The organism is Pontivivens nitratireducens (assembly GCF_011290545.1).
GTDB classification, from domain to species: Bacteria; Pseudomonadota; Alphaproteobacteria; order Rhodobacterales; family Rhodobacteraceae; genus Pontivivens; species Pontivivens nitratireducens.
In genome coordinates this window covers 2,054,647-2,073,524 of sequence record NZ_CP049811.1, presented here as the reverse complement: position 1 = coordinate 2,073,524, position 18,878 = coordinate 2,054,647, and the positions used below count along the sequence as shown (strand labels likewise).

Annotated in this window: 15 protein-coding genes and 4 pseudogenes; 9 read left to right on the top strand and 10 right to left on the bottom strand. The window is 58.1% G+C overall.

Features of this window, described 5'->3' with window-relative positions; all coding sequences use genetic code 11:
• Positions 1–184 precede the first annotated feature (184 nt).
• Positions 185–1,525 (bottom strand): annotated as a pseudogene (locus G8E03_RS10275) (IS3 family transposase).
• A gap of 134 nt (positions 1,526–1,659) precedes the next feature.
• Between G8E03_RS10275 and G8E03_RS10270 the strand changes: the two are divergent.
• From G8E03_RS10270 to G8E03_RS10255, 4 genes are all read left to right on the top strand, one after another.
• Positions 1,660–3,423 (top strand): UvrD-helicase domain-containing protein, encoded by a 1,764-nt coding sequence (locus G8E03_RS10270; protein WP_166191290.1) that lies wholly within the window; start codon positions 1,660–1,662, stop codon positions 3,421–3,423.
• A gap of 90 nt (positions 3,424–3,513) precedes the next feature.
• On the top strand, positions 3,514–4,755 hold the full coding sequence (locus G8E03_RS10265; RefSeq protein ID WP_166191288.1) for a competence protein CoiA family protein: 1,242 nt from the start codon (positions 3,514–3,516) through the stop codon (positions 4,753–4,755).
• Between the two features lie 586 nt (positions 4,756–5,341).
• Positions 5,342–5,686: a hypothetical protein gene (locus G8E03_RS10260; protein ID WP_166194105.1), complete on the top strand. Its 345-nt coding sequence runs from the start codon at positions 5,342–5,344 to the stop codon at positions 5,684–5,686.
• A 161-nt stretch (positions 5,687–5,847) separates the two neighbouring features.
• Complete coding sequence (locus G8E03_RS10255; protein ID WP_166191286.1) at positions 5,848–6,642, top strand: HNH endonuclease signature motif containing protein; 795 nt, start codon at positions 5,848–5,850, stop codon at positions 6,640–6,642.
• A gap of 199 nt (positions 6,643–6,841) precedes the next feature.
• Here the strand turns inward: G8E03_RS10255 and G8E03_RS10250 are convergent, their stop codons facing one another.
• Both G8E03_RS10250 and G8E03_RS10245 read right to left on the bottom strand, forming a co-directional pair.
• Complete coding sequence (locus G8E03_RS10250) at positions 6,842–7,273, bottom strand: CopG family transcriptional regulator (RefSeq protein ID WP_166191284.1); 432 nt, start codon at positions 7,271–7,273, stop codon at positions 6,842–6,844.
• Between the two features lie 2 nt (positions 7,274–7,275).
• A pseudogene (locus G8E03_RS10245) lies at positions 7,276–8,373 on the bottom strand (type IV secretory system conjugative DNA transfer family protein); the annotation flags it as partial.
• Positions 8,374–8,459: 86 nt separating this feature from the next.
• Between G8E03_RS10245 and G8E03_RS10240 the strand changes: the two are divergent.
• A pseudogene (locus tag G8E03_RS10240) lies at positions 8,460–9,800 on the top strand (IS3 family transposase).
• 68 nt (positions 9,801–9,868) lie between these two features.
• Here G8E03_RS10240 and G8E03_RS10235 read toward each other — a convergent pair.
• The 4 genes and pseudogenes from G8E03_RS10235 to G8E03_RS10220 form a co-directional block, all read right to left on the bottom strand.
• Positions 9,869–10,588, bottom strand: a pseudogene (locus G8E03_RS10235) (ParB/RepB/Spo0J family partition protein); the annotation flags it as partial.
• A gap of 116 nt (positions 10,589–10,704) precedes the next feature.
• Positions 10,705–11,193, bottom strand: a complete 489-nt coding sequence (locus G8E03_RS10230; RefSeq protein ID WP_166191282.1) for a JAB domain-containing protein — start codon at positions 11,191–11,193, stop codon at positions 10,705–10,707.
• 114 nt (positions 11,194–11,307) lie between these two features.
• Complete coding sequence (locus tag G8E03_RS10225; protein ID WP_166191280.1) at positions 11,308–11,703, bottom strand: DUF2958 domain-containing protein; 396 nt, start codon at positions 11,701–11,703, stop codon at positions 11,308–11,310.
• The gene (locus G8E03_RS10220) at positions 11,700–12,662 is read right to left on the bottom strand and encodes an ArdC family protein (RefSeq protein ID WP_166191278.1); all 963 of its coding nucleotides are present in this window, start codon (positions 12,660–12,662) and stop codon (positions 11,700–11,702) included. Before G8E03_RS10220 ends, G8E03_RS10225 begins: the two co-directional genes overlap by 4 nt.
• Positions 12,663–12,937: 275 nt before the next feature.
• On the opposite strand from G8E03_RS10220, the gene G8E03_RS10215 reads away from it, so the two are divergent.
• From G8E03_RS10215 to G8E03_RS10200, 4 genes are all read left to right on the top strand, one after another.
• Complete coding sequence (locus G8E03_RS10215; RefSeq protein ID WP_166191276.1) at positions 12,938–14,332, top strand: hypothetical protein; 1,395 nt, start codon at positions 12,938–12,940, stop codon at positions 14,330–14,332.
• 235 nt (positions 14,333–14,567) lie between these two features.
• A complete protein-coding gene (locus G8E03_RS10210) occupies positions 14,568–14,831 on the top strand; it encodes a pyocin activator PrtN family protein (RefSeq protein WP_020043354.1) in 264 nt (87 codons plus the stop codon).
• A 135-nt stretch (positions 14,832–14,966) separates the two neighbouring features.
• Entirely contained in the window at positions 14,967–15,560 is a 594-nt protein-coding gene (locus G8E03_RS10205; protein ID WP_166191274.1) for a DUF6088 family protein, read from the top strand.
• A complete protein-coding gene (locus G8E03_RS10200; protein WP_166191272.1) occupies positions 15,553–16,572 on the top strand; it encodes a nucleotidyl transferase AbiEii/AbiGii toxin family protein in 1,020 nt (339 codons plus the stop codon). Before G8E03_RS10205 ends, G8E03_RS10200 begins: the two co-directional genes overlap by 8 nt.
• Before the next feature lie 100 nt (positions 16,573–16,672).
• On the opposite strand, the gene G8E03_RS10195 is transcribed toward G8E03_RS10200, so the two are convergent.
• The 3 genes from G8E03_RS10195 to G8E03_RS10185 all read right to left on the bottom strand — a co-directional run bounded on the left by G8E03_RS10195 (position 16,673) and on the right by G8E03_RS10185 (position 18,673).
• A complete protein-coding gene (locus G8E03_RS10195) occupies positions 16,673–17,194 on the bottom strand; it encodes a hypothetical protein (RefSeq protein WP_166191270.1) in 522 nt (173 codons plus the stop codon).
• Between the two features lie 178 nt (positions 17,195–17,372).
• Entirely contained in the window at positions 17,373–18,314 is a 942-nt protein-coding gene (locus tag G8E03_RS10190; RefSeq protein WP_166191268.1) for a toll/interleukin-1 receptor domain-containing protein, read from the bottom strand.
• Positions 18,315–18,424: 110 nt separating this feature from the next.
• On the bottom strand, positions 18,425–18,673 hold the full coding sequence (locus tag G8E03_RS10185; protein WP_107975429.1) for a hypothetical protein: 249 nt from the start codon (positions 18,671–18,673) through the stop codon (positions 18,425–18,427).
• Positions 18,674–18,878 lie beyond the last annotated feature (205 nt).

The window sequence follows — 18,878 nt, the reverse complement described above, 5'->3', positions numbered from 1 at the left end:
ATTTGGTCCCGTGGACCAAATACAATTTCGTGGACCAAATGGGGAGACCATCATGGGCTCGATCACCACACGCAAACGCAAGGATGGAAGTCACAGTTACAGGGCACGTGTTGTCCGTCGTCATATAAAATGGGACATCAGAGCGGCTTGAGCATTGGAGGCTCTGGCTCGTTTGTATGATTGATTATGCTGCTTGTTTTTGATGTTGCAAGCGGCGTTGTCGGATTGTCTGTTTCTTGATCTTTGCCCTTTCCCTTAGAATGGCTTTGTCTCGCCCGAAGTAGACGTCGGCCGGTGTGACGTTGTTTAGGCTCTCGTGGTAGCGTTGGTTGTTGTAGTAATCGACGAAGGCCCCTATTTGGCGTTCGAGATCACCGGGTAGGTAGTAGTTCTCGAGCAGAACCCTGTTCTTCATGGTCTGGTGCCAGCGTTCGATCTTGCCTTGGGTCTGCGGGTGGAATGGCGCGCCGCGGACATGCGTCATTTTCTGATCCTCCAACCACTTGGCCAGATCGGCTGAGATGTAGCATGAGCCGTTGTCGCTGAGCAGACGTGGCTTGTGCCGCACAATGGCCTGGTCGCAGCCTGATGCTGTCAGAGCCAGTTCAATCGTGTCTGTCACATCTTCGGCCCGCATATTTGTGCAGAGCTTCCAGGCGATGATGTAGCGGCTGTAATCGTCCAGGATCGTGCTGAGATAATACCAACCCCAGCCAATGATCTTGAAGTAGGTGAAGTCAGTCTGCCACATCTCGTTGATTGCCGTCGTTTTGTCTGTGAACTCATCAGCGGCCTTGATCACCACGTAGTCCGGTGCGGTGATTAGATCAGCCGCTTTCAAAATACGGTAAGCCGATGACTCAGAGATAAAATACCGCTTCTCATCGGTGTATTTGACGGCAAGTTCCCGTGTGGTCAGGGCCTCATGTTCCAATCAGGTCATCACGACGGACATTAGGAATGCGGTTCCAGACCGATCCTGGGCGTGGGGACCTATCAGCCAGCCCATCCAGGCCAAAGTCGACATAGAGATCATACCATCGATAGAATGTTGTGCGTGGGATACCCAGCATGTCGAGGGTCTGCTTGACTGGCAGATGTGACCCCTCAACGGTGCGGATAATCTCAAGCTTCTCAGATGCAGGGTACCTCATTCCGCGAACTCCCCAGCCCCTGTCATGCTTTTTTTGAGCAGACGGTTTTCAAGGGTCAGATCAGCGACGCATTCTTTCAGGGCCAAAGCCTCAGAACGCAAATCCTTTACCTCAGGCGATGTGGCCTGTCGCGCCGTGTCGCCAGATAACCGGCGCTTGCCAGCTTCGAGAAATTCCTTCGACCAGCTATAATACAGGCTTTCAGCAATACCCTCCCTGCGGCATAGCACCGAGATGCTTTCCTCGCCGCGCAGGCCTGCCAATACAATGCGGATCTTTTCTTCAGATGAATAGGTTTGCCGCGTCTTGCGGCGGATGTTCTTAACCACCTTTTCGGCGGCGTCTTTCGACGTCTGGGGTTTCTTTGTCATCTCGATCTCCTAATCGATAAGATGAACCAGAAATCCTTCCTTATTCAAATCCACAAATCTGTGCCATGGGTGCTGACGTCAGACACTACCGACCTGCCTGTCTACATTGAGCATGCCTACGAGTGGCTTACCGAATGATCCCATTGACACCAGAACAACGCGAAGCGGTCGAGCATGACGATAATCTTCTACTGACTGCCTGTCCTGGTAGTGGCAAGACACGCGTCATCCTCGCAAAGCTGCTGACATTGGCGGATCAACTAGTCGGCACGCCACAGTTCATCGGATGCATCACCTATACCAACGCTGCGGTCGACGAGATCGAAGCCCGGCTGCGCAAATATGGCAACAGCGCGATCTCTGATCGCTGCGAAATATCTACGATCCACGTCTTCTGCCTGCAGTTCATCCTGCGTCCCTACGGCTGGCTTATTCCCGAGGTGCCGACCCGCTTCCAAGTGCTCTCCCGCGAGAACAGTCTGTTCGAGCAAATCATCACGGCCGTTGAGGACACCTTCGGGCGCAAGCCTGCGGGCCAGGTTTTCGATGACTATGAATCACTGCGTATCGATGTGAATGGCCATCCTTGCGGCCAAGGAATCGAGATTGGGATCGTCACTACCAATTCTGCCCTTCTATATTGGGAGAGGGTGCGCGCCCACGGCTATCTCGATTTTGCGATGATCCTCTACTACTCGTGGAAAATACTCGAGCAGCACCCGTTCGTGGGACGCGGCATATCGAGCCGCTTCGGGTGGCTGCTAGTCGACGAATTTCAGGACACCACTGATATTCAGATCGCCATCTTCGGGGCACTCCAGCGTTTTCTCCACACCCGCTTCTTCCTTGTCGGTGACCAGAACCAGTCGATCATGCGCTTTACCGGCGCCCGCCCCGAACTGGCAGAGCAGTTCGGAGACCAGATCAATGCGCACCGCGATATAGCGCTGACCGGCAATTTCCGATGCGGGCCGGCGATCGTCACCACGGCAGCGACTCTCATCCCGACTGTTCCAAGGATGCAGTCGGCGGGCGATGCGGCTCAGTTCCCTGCGCAGGTGAACTATGTCAATGTCGGTCGGCCGATCGATGCCATCACAGAACACTTCTTGCCCAGCCTGCAGAACGCCGGCATTCCTCTGGGAAAGGCCGCAATCCTTGCGCCATGGTGGACGCATCTCATACCTGTAGCCCGTGCCCTTCGCGAATTCGATGTGCCGGTGTTTGGCCCGGGCGCTCGACCTTATAGACGACGCCGGCTGCTCGCTGGACTTGCCGAGCAGCTTGGGGCATGCGCCGAAGCTGGCAACTACCTCGGACTGCCAGGTGTTGAGCGGGCGCTGTTTCGCCTGATCGGTGATCTCACTGGAAACTCGCGTTACGACATGTTCAGTTATCAGGGTCGCCGGCTCGCGCTTGGTCTGATCTACCTCGCTCGCGAACTCGCCGAACGTCACCCTGGCGGTGTCGCTTGGCTGCGCGCCGTCGCTCTCTCGGCCGGAAACTATCTCGAACGAGAAGAATGGCTGCCTCGTGCTGCCAAACAGCCGTTGATCGATTCTGCGGAAGAGATGCTTTCAGATATGCATGCCAACAAAGTCGATCTAGCGAACCTACTCATCTCCGACATGGGCCTATTCGCCAATCCCGAACATGCGCTCAAATTAATAACGCTACATAATTCCAAGGGACGCGAATTTGACGGTGTCGCTCTGATTTGTATGAACAACGGCAGTATCCCGCATTTCTCGACATCGACGCAAGATGCCTATGACGAAGCACGGCGGCTGTTTTATGTTGGACTAACCCGGGCTAAACGCGTCCTCGTCGTTGCGTCTGATCAGTCTCACTGGAGAAATAAGCCAACCCCCTTCATCGCGGAGGCCGGCCTTGGATAATCACGTAGTCCTTGCAGTAGGCTGAGCTCCTCTGTTGAACTCTCTTACGGCATTGATGGAGGGAAGAAAATGCCAGTTAGGAAAGCGCGTGTGCTCGGACTTGGCGTTTACGACGAGGTCAGGCAGGCGGGCCTGCAGAGCCAAGACTGGCAAGACATTCGAACCAGGATCAATCACGCCAAGCCTGAGCCATTGGCATTTTGCCTTGGATGCAATGAACCGGCGCATGTCAAGGCTGCCACATCTACTGAGCGTATCCCACACTTCGCTCATTACAAGGGAGGTGGTCTGTCCTGCCCGTGGGGCGAAGATGGGGGCCGTAATCCGGACGATGTAAGGGCATCAATCTACGCCGGGAATCAGGAATCACCTCTCCACAAGAGCATGTGCAATCAGGTGTTGGAACTGATCAGCCTAGATCCTCGATATGAGCTAGGATCCGGTGTAGTCGATGGCTACCTTCCTCCCAACGGCGGAGGCAGGGGCAGATGGCCAGATGTGAGGTTCAACCTCGACGATCTAGGGAAATTTGCTGTCGAGGTGCAGCTCGCACCGAGTTTGGCGACGGAGGTGGTCGCCCGTAGCAAGTATTATCTCTCCCAGGGCATTCACCTTATTTGGTTAGTTCCGTGGTATACGTTCGATCGTGTCACTCGTGCATTTACCGCTGACATCGCACAAGAGGCAGGGGGGAATCTTTTCGTCCTCGACGACAGCGCAGTGGCGGCCTCACTGGAACGCCAAACACTCTGCCTTTGGGCGGTTTGGCAAGCAGACACTGGGATGGAGCGAAGGCTTATTAGCCTCGACGATCTTGAATATCGTTCAGACCGCCATCCCCTATTTAAGGACGTGGCAACACCTGCGGTGTTCCGAGAGGCGTCACTGAGACGAGAAAGCCTGATCGGTGAGCTGATCAGGACCAAGAGCAACTGGTCGTCCGCTATAGTTCACCCTGTGACCGGCGAGCGTGACAGCGATTTCGACCGGCTTCTGCGAGTTATGTTCTCGATATGGGCAGAGGCAGACGGCAGGTGGGTGAACTTTTTGAACAGGCAGGAGAACATCTCGGGACTCTTAAACGCCTACCTGAACTCTCAAGACGGTCAGTGCCGCGCACAGATTATCAATGACATGCTGACGCGAACTCGTGCATTCGGCCAAATACGCGCAACAGTCTGGGATAAAATGAGAGATGCTTTGAGGCATCCCCAGCTCAGTGTCGTAGACCCGACCATTTCAGAAGCGATGTCCTACTTTCCCGAGGTCTATCGAGCGGACCTCCGAGGAGATCCGATACGAACTGACATCCTGCCAGACTGGGCTACGTGAGCCAGCCATTTGATTTCAGCAGGCAGCATGCAGTCGTTGCCTTTAGGGCTCTGTGGCTGTTTGGGAGCTGCATCTTTGAAATGGGCCGACCTCGCCAGGCTAGGGTTCAATTTAAACGAGACCATCGAACGGTCGTTTGTTATGCTACGGCACGTTGCTCGGAATGCTGATCGGACCATGCCCAACTCGACGATGGCTAGCTCGCTTGCGAGGCGGACGGGGTACCCCGCCGCGCATGGACGAGCCGGTGTCCTGGCTCAGATCCTGGCAGCTTGAGTGCGGGACTAGGGTCGTGCACCAGCCCGGCCGGGGTCACGTCAAAAGCAACTCTTCCGTTCACCGATGACACTCGGCGCCCTTAGCGCCGGATCTCTATCCCGCAGAGTATTGATCACGCGCCCGACCAGACCGATCCGCCAGCAGGCGATGCGGGTGCGGATGGCGCAACTGAGCGAGACGCGGACATGTAGAGTGACGCCTTTTGTCCGACACATGCGGCCGAGGGTCAGTGTATCGATGTTCAGGACCATGTAATCGCCTCATGATTTTTCTTGCGTGAAACGGAGTGGCCTGCATCATGCTGTGCATGAACCTGATATTCCCCATAAACTTCATTGGCCACGACGAGTGGTCAGACAGCGGCTACGATCTCAACTTAGCGGCGGGCGAGGTGGTCACCAGAGACGGTGAACTGATCGGTCGATGGCAGGTGACTGATTACGACCCGAATGCCGAATACGGGAAAGAGGACGGACGCTATGAGTTCACCCCTCAGGGCGAGGATGCTGCAACGATCACCGAGGAGTTTGCATGCCTGGATTTCAGGATCAGTCGTGGCTTCGCACTATCAAATATCACTCGAGCGATCCGAGACTGGTATGACGCCGAGAACCCCGATTTCCCGATTTCATCGAGGCGTCACCCCGAGTAGTAAAACGCCCTCGGCAATCCAGAGGCGCGCAGCCGGTTGCAGTCCTCGGCTTGATATGCGGTGATGGGTTTCATTCCTGGGAATGTCCCAGATCATTGCGAGCGCTGCCACATTACAACTGTAACTGACTAGGCCCGGCGCATAGGGGCTCAGGAGGGAAATTGTCGGGACCATCGGAAAAGACAGTTCGCAGATTGTTTGCTCTATCGGGAAATGCATGCGCGTTTCCCGATTGCCCGTCACCGATTGTCGAGACGGAGGGCACAATCACTGGCGAAATCTGCCATGTGCGGGCGCAAAGCAAAGGCGGTCCGAGATATGGGGCATCCCAGACAGAACAGGAGAGGCATGCTTTTGAAAACCTGATCCTCCTATGCCGACGGCACCACAAGATTATCGACACAGAGCCAGACATCTACTCGGTCGAGGTGCTCGAGGAAATGAAGGCGGTTCAGGAAACGCGATTTGGCCGGCCCGAGCAGGCAAGCGACGCCATATTTGCGAAGCTGCTGCTGAACGCGAAACGTGTGGTTGAGATCACCAACAACAGCGGGAATATCGTGGTTGATAGTCCTGGGGCCATCGTGGGCAGAACGATAAATGTAAGTACATCTCGCAAAGCTGTTCACGTTCATCCCGCGGCGGGTACAATCGGTGCCGATCAGAATGCCAGCCGCTACATTCAGCACCTGATCAGCCGCTACAACGAGTTCGCCTCCAAAGAACCCACACGAGCATCCAAGTTCAGCTATGGCGCGATATCCAAGAACATTGAGCATAAATTCGGAGCGCAGTGGAAGCTGCTTCCGATGTCGGCTTTCGCTGATCTTTGTACCTATCTACAGACCCGGATCGACAAGACGCGCTTCGCCAAGCTGAACAAATCCAATGGGCACTCCTCGTACTCAAGCTTCACCAAGTATACGCAAGAAATGCAATCGCGAATGGAAAGGTGATTATGCATCAACGGGTCCGCCCAACGTCGAGTGTCCATCATGGCCGGGGCTTCGCTGCGGCACCAGTCGAATGTCGGCTTCCGGGGATGCGGCCATGCAGCATAGGTCGAGGCCGACCAGCCGCTCAGGGCCGATCAACCCGGACACGGTGATCACGGCTACAGTTCCGACGTCTGCGGCTGAGACAGGTGACATCTTTTCAGCCACCTGCCCCCCCATCCACATCCTCCGACACCTCCTGCCGCAGCTTCGGCCCCTGGGCGAGGCGCCGACCGAGAGCTGAGATAAACGCCTCGTAGCGGTCCCCAGCCTTTGCCCGCGCCGCCTTGGCTGCGGGTTCCGGCAAAGCCGGCGTGGTCGCAAGCCAGAAACGGATGAACACAGCCAGGCTTTCGACGGAGATGCCGACATCGCGCTCCAGCCGGGTGATCCGTCTGTCGATCTGATCCAGGCGTCGGGCCAGAACCGCCTCGCGGCGCTCTGCGTCATCCGGGGACAGGAAGGATGCGATCGCGGCCTCGGCCACCATCGATTGGGATCTGTCGCGCCGGGCGGCAAACTCCGCCAGCATCTGCATGACCTCAGGATCGAGATAGACCGAGATCTTGGTCTTCTTGCGGCTCGATGTCATAGTCAAAGCTCCATGCCGTCATCGGGGTTGAGGGAGACCTGCCGCGCGACACCGCGCATCTGCTGCTGGATGCGGCGATTGCGGATGGCGCCATCTTCTTCATCGTCGGGTGGGTCGAATTCAAACTCGTTCTCAAAGGGGGACTGCCTGTCGATCGGCTGAGGCTGCGCCAGCTCCGGCTGAAGACGGCGCTCCGACGCGGTCGGGTCCTCGTCCCTCGCTCCCATCTCGGATACTCGCTCTTGCTCGTCGTCCTGCACTGGAACTGCCAGACTGCTCCAGTCATCCTCCCCTGAGGCGCCCACATCCACCAAGTCGGGTGGCGGCAAGACCCGCTCGATGAACCGCTCATCTTCGTAATACCGTGCTTTTGTCGCGCGGATCGGTGGTGTGCCGGCCGCCATGACGATCTCTTCTGAAGGCGGCAGTTGCATGATTTCGCCGGGGGTGAGCAACGCCCGCGCGGTCTCCGATCGGGACACCATGAGATGGCTGAGCCAGGGCGCCAGACGGTGACCGGCATAGTTCTTCATCGCCTTCATCTCGGTGGCCGTGCCGAGAGCGTCGGATACCCGCTTGGCCGTGCGCTCATCATTGGTCGCGAAGCTCACCCGGACGTGGCAATTGTCGAGGATCGAATTATTCGGGCCGTAGGCCTTCTCGATCTGGTTCAGCGACTGGGCGATGAGGAAGCTCTTCAGCCCGTAGCCCGCCATGAAGGCCAGCGCGCTCTCGAAGAAATCCAACCGGCCAAGCGCCGGGAACTCGTCGAGCATCAAAAGCAGCCGATGCCGATCATCCTTGCCCTGCAGGTCTTCGGTCAGGCGTCGGCCGATTTGGTTGAGGATCAGGCGGATGAGCGGCTTGGTGCGATTGATGTCAGATGGCGGCACCACGAGATACAGCGTGACGGGGTGCACTCCCCCGACAATGTCACCGATCCGCCAGTCGCAGCGGCGCGTGACCTGAGCGACGACAGGGTCGCGATAGAGCCCAAGGAAAGACATCGCCGTCGACAGCACACCCGAGCGTTCATTCTCGGATTTGTTGAGCAACTCGCGGGCAGCACTGGCGACCACGGGATGCGGCCCCGCCCCGCCCTGTCTGACGTCAGCACCCATGGCACAGATTTGTGGATTTGAATAAGGAAGGATTTCTGGTTCATCTTATCGATTAGGAGATCGAGATGACAAAGAAACCCCAGACGTCGAAAGACGCCGCCGAAAAGGTGGTTAAGAACATCCGCCGCAAGACGCGGCAAACCTATTCATCTGAAGAAAAGATCCGCATTGTATTGGCAGGCCTGCGCGGCGAGGAAAGCATCTCGGTGCTATGCCGCAGGGAGGGTATTGCTGAAAGCCTGTATTATAGCTGGTCGAAGGAATTTCTCGAAGCTGGCAAGCGCCGGTTATCTGGCGACACGGCGCGACAGGCCACATCGCCTGAGGTAAAGGATTTGCGTTCTGAGGCTTTGGCCCTGAAAGAATGCGTCGCTGATCTGACCCTTGAAAACCGTCTGCTCAAAAAAAGCATGACAGGGGCTGGGGAGTTCGCGGAATGAGGTACCCTGCATCTGAGAAGCTTGAGATTATCCGCACCGTTGAGGGGTCACATCTGCCAGTCAAGCAGACCCTCGACATGCTGGGTATCCCACGCACAACATTCTATCGATGGTATGATCTCTATGTCGACTTTGGCCTGGATGGGCTGGCTGATAGGTCCCCACGCCCAGGATCGGTCTGGAACCGCATTCCTAATGTCCGTCGTGATGACCTGATTGGAACATGAGGCCCTGACCACACGGGAACTTGCCGTCAAATACACCGATGAGAAGCGGTATTTTATCTCTGAGTCATCGGCTTACCGTATTTTGAAAGCGGCTGATCTAATCACCGCACCGGACTACGTGGTGATCAAGGCCGCTGATGAGTTCACAGACAAAACGACGGCAATCAACGAGATGTGGCAGACTGACTTCACCTACTTCAAGATCATTGGCTGGGGTTGGTATTATCTCAGCACGATCCTGGACGATTACAGCCGCTACATCATCGCCTGGAAGCTCTGCACAAATATGCGGGCCGAAGATGTGACAGACACGATTGAACTGGCTCTGACAGCATCAGGCTGCGACCAGGCCATTGTGCGGCACAAGCCACGTCTGCTCAGCGACAACGGCTCATGCTACATCTCAGCCGATCTGGCCAAGTGGTTGGAGGATCAGAAAATGACGCATGTCCGCGGCGCGCCATTCCACCCGCAGACCCAAGGCAAGATCGAACGCTGGCACCAGACCATGAAGAACAGGGTTCTGCTCGAGAACTACTACCTACCCGGTGATCTCGAACGCCAAATAGGGGCCTTCGTCGATTACTACAACAACCAACGCTACCACGAGAGCCTAAACAACGTCACACCGGCCGACGTCTACTTCGGGCGAGACAAAGCCATTCTAAGGGAAAGGGCAAAGATCAAGAAACAGACAATCCGACAACGCCGCTTGCAACATCAAAAACAAGCAGCATAATCAATCATACAAACGAGCCAGAGCCTCCAATGCTCAAGCCGCTCTGATGTCCCATTTTATATGACGACGGACACCTCATAGGCCTCGATGCCGACGAAGAGCACCCGCTTGTCGGAGGCCCGCACCGTGGTCTCGGTCAGCATACGCCGGATCGTGTAAGGCTCCTTCTGCCAGCTGTCCTTGATCGCCGCCCAGACCTGTTCCTGCCGGGCATGGTCGTCGGAGATTGTGAAGGCCATGAGCTGTTCCAGCGTCATGCCGTCCTCGGCATAGGTCCCGAGCAGCGCCGGCGAGACCGAGACCAGACGCAGACGCTGCTTCACGACCCTGGCGTCGACGAAGAAGGCGGCGGCGATTTCCTCCTCGCTCATGCCCTTCTCACGAAGGACCTGGAAGGCGCGGAACTGGTCGAGCGGATGCAGCGGCGCGCGCTCGATATTCTCGGCCAGCGAGACCTCGTCGATCAGGATGTCGTCTCCGGCGTCCGAGACGATACAGGGCACCGGCGTGGTCTTGTTGAGGCGCTTCTGTTTGACCAAAAGCTCCAGCGCACGATAGCGGCGGCCGCCAGCCGGCACTTCGAAGAGGCCGGTTTCCTGCCCCTCGGCGTCGAGCTCGGGCCGGACATGCAGGGACTGGATCAGCCCGCGGCGGGCGATGGACTCGGCCAGTTCCTGGACCGAGATGCCGGCCTTCACCCGCCGGACGTTGGACTGGCTGAGCACCAGCTTGTTGAAGGGGATGTCGCGCGAGGACGACAGGGTGATTTTCTGCGTGGCAGTGGCCATGTCAGGGTCTCCATGACGGACGCCGGGGAGCCTCTCTCTCCGGCAACCAGCCCGTCACGAAACCCCCACCCTCCTTTCCCTCTCATGGCCGAGCCGCGGATGAACGCGCATACCCATCAGAGTTCACCGCGGGCACGCAGACTGGTCTCCCGGCCAGCCCCGGTGATGATGTGGTCGTGAAGTATCACCCCCAGGGACACACAGGCGTTTCGGACTTCCTTGGTCATCGCGAGGTCGGCGGATGAGGGCTCGGGATCGCCGGCCGGATGATTGTGGACGATGATCAGCGCCGAGGCATTGAGCGCCAGGCATCGCCGCAGCACCTCCCGGGGATAGACCGGGACATGATCGACTGTGCCGGTGGCGAGGCACTCGTCTGAGATTAGCCGGTTCCTGCGGTCGAGATAGAGGACATGGAAGCGCTCCACATCGCCCCTGATGGTGAGGGCGCAATAGTCGAGCACCGCCTGCCAGGACGTCAGGACAGGGTTCTGATTAAGGTGGCGCAGCAGGATCTGCCGGGCCTCGTAGACCACGGCCTGCTCCTGGGCGGAGAACCGGAGCGGCTGTGCTTCGATGGCGGATGTTCTCGTGCTTCGTGTCATGGTCCTGTTCTCCAACGGGCAGCCGGCCGGGCGCCGAACTTTCACCGCGTCACGGAAAGAAGCGCCGCCCTCTTCCTGCGAAGAGAGCGGCGCAGAAGCTGAAGAGCGTGGATCTCAGGAACGCCGGGGCCCCGCATCGGGGAGTGTCCCGCCTGACAGGCGGCCCGAGCGATAAAGCAGGCGCTCGGCATCGCGAATGCTGCCGGTTTCGCGGGCGGCCTCGGCCCAGACGGAGATCGGGAAGTCCCCCGTGAACAGCAGATCCCGCTCGATCCCCATGTCGAAGGGCAGCCGAATGGAGCGCAGTTCGTTGAGGCTCCAGGAGCCAAGCTCGGGGTAGCCAATGTCGGCCAGGCCAAACATGATGTCGCCGTCCTCGTCGAGCTCGGTCGCAAGCCAGACACCGGCGCCAAAGGGATTGAAGAACTTCACAACCGGGATGTGGTCGGTATCAGTCTGGCGACCATTGGCCAAAAGCTGCGCGCGTTGTGACGCAGTCAGGAGGATCATGCCACGGCCCTCCCTTGCGTCGAGGTTTGCCGATCAACATCGGTGCTGTCGTCAGGCAGATGGGCCAGCAGCCAGTCGGCGGCCTTGCTGGCCTGCGAGGCTGCACGCACGATGGCCCGCGAATCCTCGCGCATCACCTCCAGCCACGAACCGATGTAATCTGCGTGGCGCACGGTCGGCACGATCCCGAGCGAGGCGCAACAAAACGCGCTCGAAATCTCGGCGATCAGTTCCTCGAAAGCGTATGTCTTCGTGCCGAAACTCCCCGAGAAGTCCCGCCCCAACCGTGAGGAATGTCCTGTCGCGTGCCCCATCTCGTGAAGGGCGGTCCTGTGCCAGTTGATCGGCTCGAAATAGGCCTGCGGAGGTGGCACCTGCACATAATCGAGCGCGGGAACATAGAAGGCGCGGTTGCCGCCGATCCGGAAGTCGATACCGGTCGCCGCGATCAATGCCTCGACCCGCGGCTCGATCAGCCCAGGCGGCGGTGGCGGCGCTTCGATGGCGATATCGTCGGGCAGACCCTCGCATTGCGCCGCGTTAAACACGGTGAAGCGCTTCAGGAACGGGATGCTGTTTGCGTCCTCTCCGGTCTCCCGGGCGCGGCGCTTCTCGTCTTCAGGCGTGAATCGGTCAGCATAGACGACGGTTGTGCCCCGCTCGCCCTTGCAGACATTACCGCCGAGCGACAGCGCCTGGCGGAAGGTCAGCCAATGCTGGGTTGGATAGCCCTGCTGAATGACGGCGCCCCAGAGGATCAGGACATTGATCCCGGAATATTGCCGACCCGTGCTGGCGTTGCGCGGCATGGCGAGCGGCGCCTGCGCCGCCGCCGTCCCCCAGGGCTGGACCCAGGGCAGCCGGCCCTCCTCGAGTTCGGCAATGATCTTGTCGGTGATGTCATCATATAGGTTCGTGCGCGGACCGCTCTTGCGGGCCGCGCGATGCTCTCTGGTCATCGGGATGATCTCCGCGACGGGCGCCGGAGGCCTCTCCTCCAGCCCTCAACCCGTCACGGAAAACCCGCCCGCACTTTCACTCTCAGGGGGCGTTGCGGGGTCTCCCCGCTGATGGGGGTGCGTCGGCAACACCCGTGCCGACCAGGGGGAAGGCTTTCCCCTCCCGGCTATTCACCAGGGATTTTAAAGACTAAAACTGGATATCTCGGGACGTCGTGAGAGCAGGCTTGAAACGCCCAATCAGCGTCCCCCAATTGAGTTGACGGAACGAAGTTTTGAGAGCGCTACCGCAATGGGAATTCAGCATCTATGCGCTGTCCCTCCCCAAGGGGCATGGGTTCGGAAACCGGCCCCCTGTTGGCGCATGGCTCAGCGAAGACGGTCTCTCATGTGGCATTCTCAGGCATGATCTGAACGATCGCTCCTATGGGGTGCTGGTCATGCGGCGGCGAACCGACCAAGTCTGGACGGTGACGGCTGAGCGTGAAGGCTATGCCGCTGAAAAGGAAGCCCTCGCCCAGTTGCCGCCTCTCCTGAGAGACGGAGAGCCTCCGGAACCTGTTTCCTCGGGCGTCATGCAGCGGCCCGCGCTCTATGATCTGGAAGGAAGGACGGCGAGCGACGTGTTCGCGACGTTGACGCTGCCGTCCCATCGCCCCGCGGCATGGACGCTCAACCAGCTCTATCTCGCGCTTCCAAGGCCAGATCGAAACTGGGCAGGAGATTGCCAGACGAACAACTTTCACACGCGGTTGTGGGAGGCGCAGCTGCTGGCGATGTTTCGTGAGCAGGGATTGCTCGTGACCCAACCATTTGAGTCCCCGGATTTCCGCATCGAGAACAGGCTTGGCGGTTCGGCATGGGTGGAAGCCGTGACGGCCAATCCGGCAGATCCTTACAACCATGTGAACGCGCCGCCGAGCGCCTTGCCAGCCGACCGGGAGGAGGCGTTTTTCGGCGCCGGAGCTTTGCGCTTTGCCAAAACGATCGGCAACAAGCTTGCTCGCAACTACGATCAGTTGCCGCATGTAAAGGGTCAGCCCTTCGCCCTGGCGATTGCGGACTTTCAGGCACCGGCATCGATGATCTGGAGCCGGGAAGGACTGATTGGATATCTCTATGGCGAGGGCGCGGAAGAGGTTGAAATCGACGGGCGCATGTTTGCGCGTCCGACGAAGGCATCCCACCTCAAGGGCAAGGCGAGATTTGCCGCCGGCCTGTTTGCCGATGCGGGCCATGCCGAGCTCTCCGCAGTTATCTTTTCGAACGCGTGTTCGATGGCCAAGCTCAACCGCGTTGCGGTATCGGGTCAGGGCGCACCGCGTGGACTGCGATACACGCGAATTGGCAACTTTTTTGACAGGACGCCGGGCGCTCTCAGGGGCATCCCTTTCTGCCTGGATGTGACCAGCGATGAATATCGCAACCTTTGGCCGATAGGGAGTGAGCCGTGGTCGGCTGAAATCGAGGTCTTTCACAATCCGTTCGCGCACCACCCCTTGCCATTTGAACTTCTGCCGGAGGCAACACACTGGTTCGACCAGGACGGTGAGACCGTGTGTCGGAGTTTCTACGAGACCTCGATCCTTTGGTCCCAGACACTGATCCAGAACGACACGGACCCACCGCCAACTCTGGAGCAACTGATGTCGAAGAGTCCAAAGGCGTGAAAGGCATCATGCCGAATGCACCGAAGATGCTCGCTTTCGATCACCTGAGGATGTTTGTGACCCGAGGTACGCCTTGCGCACGACCACCTGGGCATGAGCTCCTGCCCCTTCACGCGCTTCAGATGATCCCCCGACCCAACGTACCCATCCGATCTGCGCTCTATGCTATCCGACTCCCCGACAACCGGCTGCGCGCCCTTCTACCATCTATGCGATCGTGTTTCACTCCGGGATCATGAACACGGCGTTTCTCTTGATAGCAATGTATTCCGGGCGACCGATCATTCCTGCGGAGGATGTCGCCAGGGATTTTTTCGGTCTGAGTACCGACAAGTTCATCCGCAAAGTCTCGGCCGGTTCCATCGCCCTTCCTCTCGTCCGCATGGAAGCGTCGCAGAAATGCGCCAAAGGCGTCCATATCGACGATCTGGCCGAGTACCTGGACAAGAGGCGGGCTGCAGCCGTCAAGGAATGCCTGCAACTGCAGGGCCTTCGGTAAGCGTGTTCCCATCTGAAAATCGCCGAAGGCCAGCCTGCTGCCCATGGCACGAAGCCACCACCCTCTTCACCTCGCTCAACAGCACGGATTGAATTCTGTCAGATAACTGCGTATATTTCTGACAGGAGAACGATCATGCAGCACCTTGCCGAACAGATATTGACCCATGCAGAGGGACTTCCGGAAGGAGCGCCACTTGCCGCAAAGGGCCTGCTGCACCTCGGCAGCCGCGCCGGTGTGGATCAGGCCTTGTCGCGCCTTGCCGAGCGCGGCCAGCTGATCCGTGCCGGGCGCGGGGTTTACCTGCGACCAATCAAAAGCCGGTTTGGAACGCGCGCGCCGTCCGTGGAACAGGCTGTCGAGGCCCTCGCGGCGCAACGTGGCGAAGTCATCGTTCCAACCGGCGCCGCCGAAGCGAATGCGCTCGGGCTGACCACGCAAGTGCCTGTTCGATCCGTGTACCTGACCTCGGGTCGCAGCCGCACGCTCTCCTTGGGCAAACAACTCGTGGAACTGCGCCACGCCCCCAGATGGCAACTCGCCCTTGGGAAAAGGCCGGCAGGCAGTGCTGTTCGCGCCCTGGCCTGGCTTGGGCCGGAACAGGCAGAGACAGCTCTTAGATCGCTGAAGCAGAAACTGCCGGCAGCGGCGTTTGACGAATTGGTAACCGCAGCACCGCAGTTCCCGACTTGGCTTGCACGCAGTGTCGGAAAGGCGGCGCATGTCTGAACCCTTCCTGTCTTTGCCGCCTGCAGACCGCAAGGAAGCCCTAGCCGTAGCTGCAGATCGCTCCGGGCGGCCCGCGCACTTGCTCGAAAAGGACGTCTGGGTTGTCTGGGCCCTTCAGACCCTCTTCAGTTCCAAGCTCGGTGAGCACCTCGTCTTCAAAGGCGGAACATCCCTTTCCAAAGCCTATGGGGTGATCCAGCGCTTCTCTGAAGATGTTGATCTGACCTATGACATTCGGGCAATCGCGCCTGATCTGGTAGGCGAACGCGCCGAAGCCCTGCCAATCACACGCAGTGAGGAAAAGCGCTGGTCGAAAGCTGTCAGGGATCGATTGCCGAAATGGGTCGTCGAGACGACGCAGCCCTTGATCCAGGACGCCATTGCAGCGCAAGGGCTATCGGCCTCGACACGGGCAGATGGCGACAAGTTATTCATCGATTACGAGGCCGCCTCTTCTGGCTCCGGTTACGTCGCCCCCAGCGTCATGCTGGAATTCGGTGCGAGGTCGACGGGCGAACCGGCGAGCCTGCGTGACGTCTCCTGCGACGCAAACGAGCTGATTGAGGGCGTGACCTTTCCGACCGCGACACCGCGCGTAATGCATGCCGAGCGGACATTTTGGGAGAAAGCCACGGCGATCCATGTCTTCTGCGTCCAGGGACGGCTCCGCGGGGAGCGCTTCGCGCGCCATTGGCATGACCTGGTACGCCTCGACGATGCAGGCATCGCGGATGTGGCTATTTCCGACCGAGACCTCGCCTCAGCAGTCGCGCGGCACAAGCGTATGTTCTTCCCGGAGAAGACGGCCGGCGGAACACCCGTGGACTATGAAGCCGCGGTTCACGGCAATCTGCAACTGGCTCCAAACGGAGAGGCTCGCACCGCGCTCGCGGCCGATTACGCGCATATGGTCCACGACGGTCTCCTGCTTGAAGACGCCGAGCGTTTCGACGACCTCATCGAACGTTGCGCATCCATTGCCGAGCGCGCAAAGTGCCGAGCGCCTCATTAAGGCATTTAACGCGGAAAATAAGAGCCAGCTGAAATACCTAGCCTTATCAAAAGGTCGTTGTCAGGGCCCTCTGACTAACCAAAGCAAACGGCAGCCACACCTAAACGCCATGCTGATAGATTGGGGCACGCCCATTATCCCAATCCTCTCGATTCAGGAAAATTCTGTATCCTGTAAGATGGAAGGATGAATTGCCGAGATCTTTGACCAGATCCAACGTATCCACGTGGATGAAATGGCGATAGCTGGCTCGGAATCCTTCGCCAGGTGCCGCACGGAAATGAATGCCCGGGGGGCCGATCGTCAGACATGCCCCTGGCTGCGGGTCGTTTATCTCAGACAGCGCAGATGTCGCGAAATCGGGCTGGATTATCCAGTCCGTCCCGAATGAAACACACCACTCATCCGCTTCCCACTGGAATACCCGATGCCAGTCGGCTTCGCCCGCGCGCCCGAAGTCTGGATTCAAAAGCAGAACTGTCGGCTTGCTGTTAGGCTGCTCCAATGGTTCAGAAAGCTTAATGCCAAAGATCGCCTGGTGACCGTATCTCCTGAGGAGAAACAAGGCACCTTTCGGCTCCTCGGCGATTATCGCTGATCTGGCGTTCAACGTGCTTCGCATGTACAGCCCCCCTAAGATCGATCAATCCCAGCCCCGCCGAATATCGGTACGGTGACATTCGGGACAATGCACCGCGCTAGTCGGCCGCTTTTCACGTCGAGCCTCGCGACGTTCGTACTCGTCAAGCACTTCGACTTCGAAACGGTGCCCACAATTGTTGCAGCGGAAATGAACACGCTCAGTCATAGCTGATACCTGCGTTACCAATAAACTCATTCCAGAGCACCTCAGCCGCTCGCTCTGGAGTCAGCCGTTCGTCAGCTTTGCCGAAGACGTTCATGGTTTGAATCAGGAATTGTTCGTAATCATCGGCCGAAATGTTGAAGCCGCCATTCGCTGTGTTGTCACCGGCGTTTTCGCTGAACGAGTAGTAAATATCGCCCAGAGCGACCTGCGAGCTACGGCAGTGCACTGAGATATGGGCCGTACCACTTCGATGTCCGCTGTTGACAACTGTTGCCCCAAAAGAGGTCGCACTTCTGTCAACGAAACGTCCGCGAAATCCATCGATTGAGTCGATTTCGATGATCGCTCGTCGGAAGTAATCCTTGAAGGTGGCGAAGGCAGCATCGCGGAAATCACCCTTGTCGATGTGGTCGAACTGCCGCTTTGCGCGGTAGCGTGCCATCGAGGGGCGTGTGGCCGACGGCTCATAGGCTACTTTCGCCGCAGCTGCTGGTACGGCTTCAGCTTCGATGATGCGTCGAAGCTCCTGCACGACATTTAGGTAAGCGGTGTTTGGATTGGCCCATGCGCTGATCGCCTTGCCGTCCGTTGGCACGGCCTTCAGTTGGCGCAACTCCCTCATCGCTTTCCAATCGCATTCCTCCACGATGATCGGCACTACACGGGCGGTCCCTGCGGCGTGGCGTTCAAGCGCGCGTCTCATTTCGCGCTCGACACAGTAGTCTGATGCGATGAAGTCGGGGCTCACTAGAAGCAGGAACAGGTCGGAAGCCTCTAGTTCCCGTTCAATCTCAGCGTCCAGTTCGCCACCAGCCAAGATGTTGCGATCATACCAGGTCTCAATACGCCCTTCCCTTGTAAGGTTCTTGAGGTGGACGTGCAGCCGATCAAGCGCGGCCTTGTCGTTATGAGAATAAGAAATAAATACCCGCATCCGCTCAACTCAAAATGTTTAATGTTTGTTCATGATATACCCAAAGCGCTACCTGCGTGAGACACTGCCTGTAGCGCTTGAGCCCGAAACCATTGTTCTAATGTCTACAGTCAGCGCTTCTTGTTCGACTGGGACAACACCGAAGCGGCAAGTGTCTTTGTCTTTTCAGAATAACGGTCGCTGCGAAGTACCTTTGACGCGAGGTCCTCCATTTTCGCTCCGGTTTGCCGATTGGTCTTTGACTGGGACAACGCCGAACCAGCAAGCTTGCGGGCAATCTGTGAAGAGCCAGGTTTGAAAAGGGTGTCTGCTGCAAGCGAGGCAACCTTGGTCGAAGTTCCTTTACGATTTACCGCCATATTATTCTCCATGTGGTGTTTGGTTTACTTATGGATACTAGATGTGGGATTGGAGCCGACTTTTCGCAAGCTTCTTCAGTGACATTTCAAAATGGCAGCCTCGACTCAAAAAGGTCTGGCGTGTCTTCGTCGCGCCGCCTGCTCAGGCCTTCACCAAGATGCAGGCACGGATGTTTAATACGTGTCAGGCCTTTGCCGCCCTCAA

Excerpts from the sequence above, each read along its gene's own strand:
- G8E03_RS10230 (WP_166191282.1), bottom strand. The coding sequence starts at position 11,193 with ATGACACGAAGCACGAGAACATCCGCCATCGAAGCACAGCCGCTCCGG.
- G8E03_RS10220 (WP_166191278.1), bottom strand. The coding sequence starts at position 12,662 with ATGACCAGAGAGCATCGCGCGGCCCGCAAGAGCGGTCCGCGCACGAAC.
- G8E03_RS10210 (WP_020043354.1), top strand. The coding sequence starts at position 14,568 with ATGAACACGGCGTTTCTCTTGATAGCAATGTATTCCGGGCGACCGATC.
- G8E03_RS10260 (WP_166194105.1), top strand. The coding sequence starts at position 5,342 with ATGAACCTGATATTCCCCATAAACTTCATTGGCCACGACGAGTGGTCA.
- G8E03_RS10190 (WP_166191268.1), bottom strand. The coding sequence starts at position 18,314 with ATGCGGGTATTTATTTCTTATTCTCATAACGACAAGGCCGCGCTTGAT.
- G8E03_RS10185 (WP_107975429.1), bottom strand. The coding sequence starts at position 18,673 with ATGGCGGTAAATCGTAAAGGAACTTCGACCAAGGTTGCCTCGCTTGCA.
- G8E03_RS10225 (WP_166191280.1), bottom strand. The coding sequence starts at position 11,703 with ATGATCCTCCTGACTGCGTCACAACGCGCGCAGCTTTTGGCCAATGGT.
- G8E03_RS10195 (WP_166191270.1), bottom strand. The coding sequence starts at position 17,194 with ATGCGAAGCACGTTGAACGCCAGATCAGCGATAATCGCCGAGGAGCCG.
- G8E03_RS10270 (WP_166191290.1), top strand. The coding sequence starts at position 1,660 with ATGATCCCATTGACACCAGAACAACGCGAAGCGGTCGAGCATGACGAT.
- G8E03_RS10205 (WP_166191274.1), top strand. The coding sequence starts at position 14,967 with ATGCAGCACCTTGCCGAACAGATATTGACCCATGCAGAGGGACTTCCG.
- G8E03_RS10200 (WP_166191272.1), top strand. The coding sequence starts at position 15,553 with ATGTCTGAACCCTTCCTGTCTTTGCCGCCTGCAGACCGCAAGGAAGCC.
- G8E03_RS10250 (WP_166191284.1), bottom strand. The coding sequence starts at position 7,273 with ATGACATCGAGCCGCAAGAAGACCAAGATCTCGGTCTATCTCGATCCT.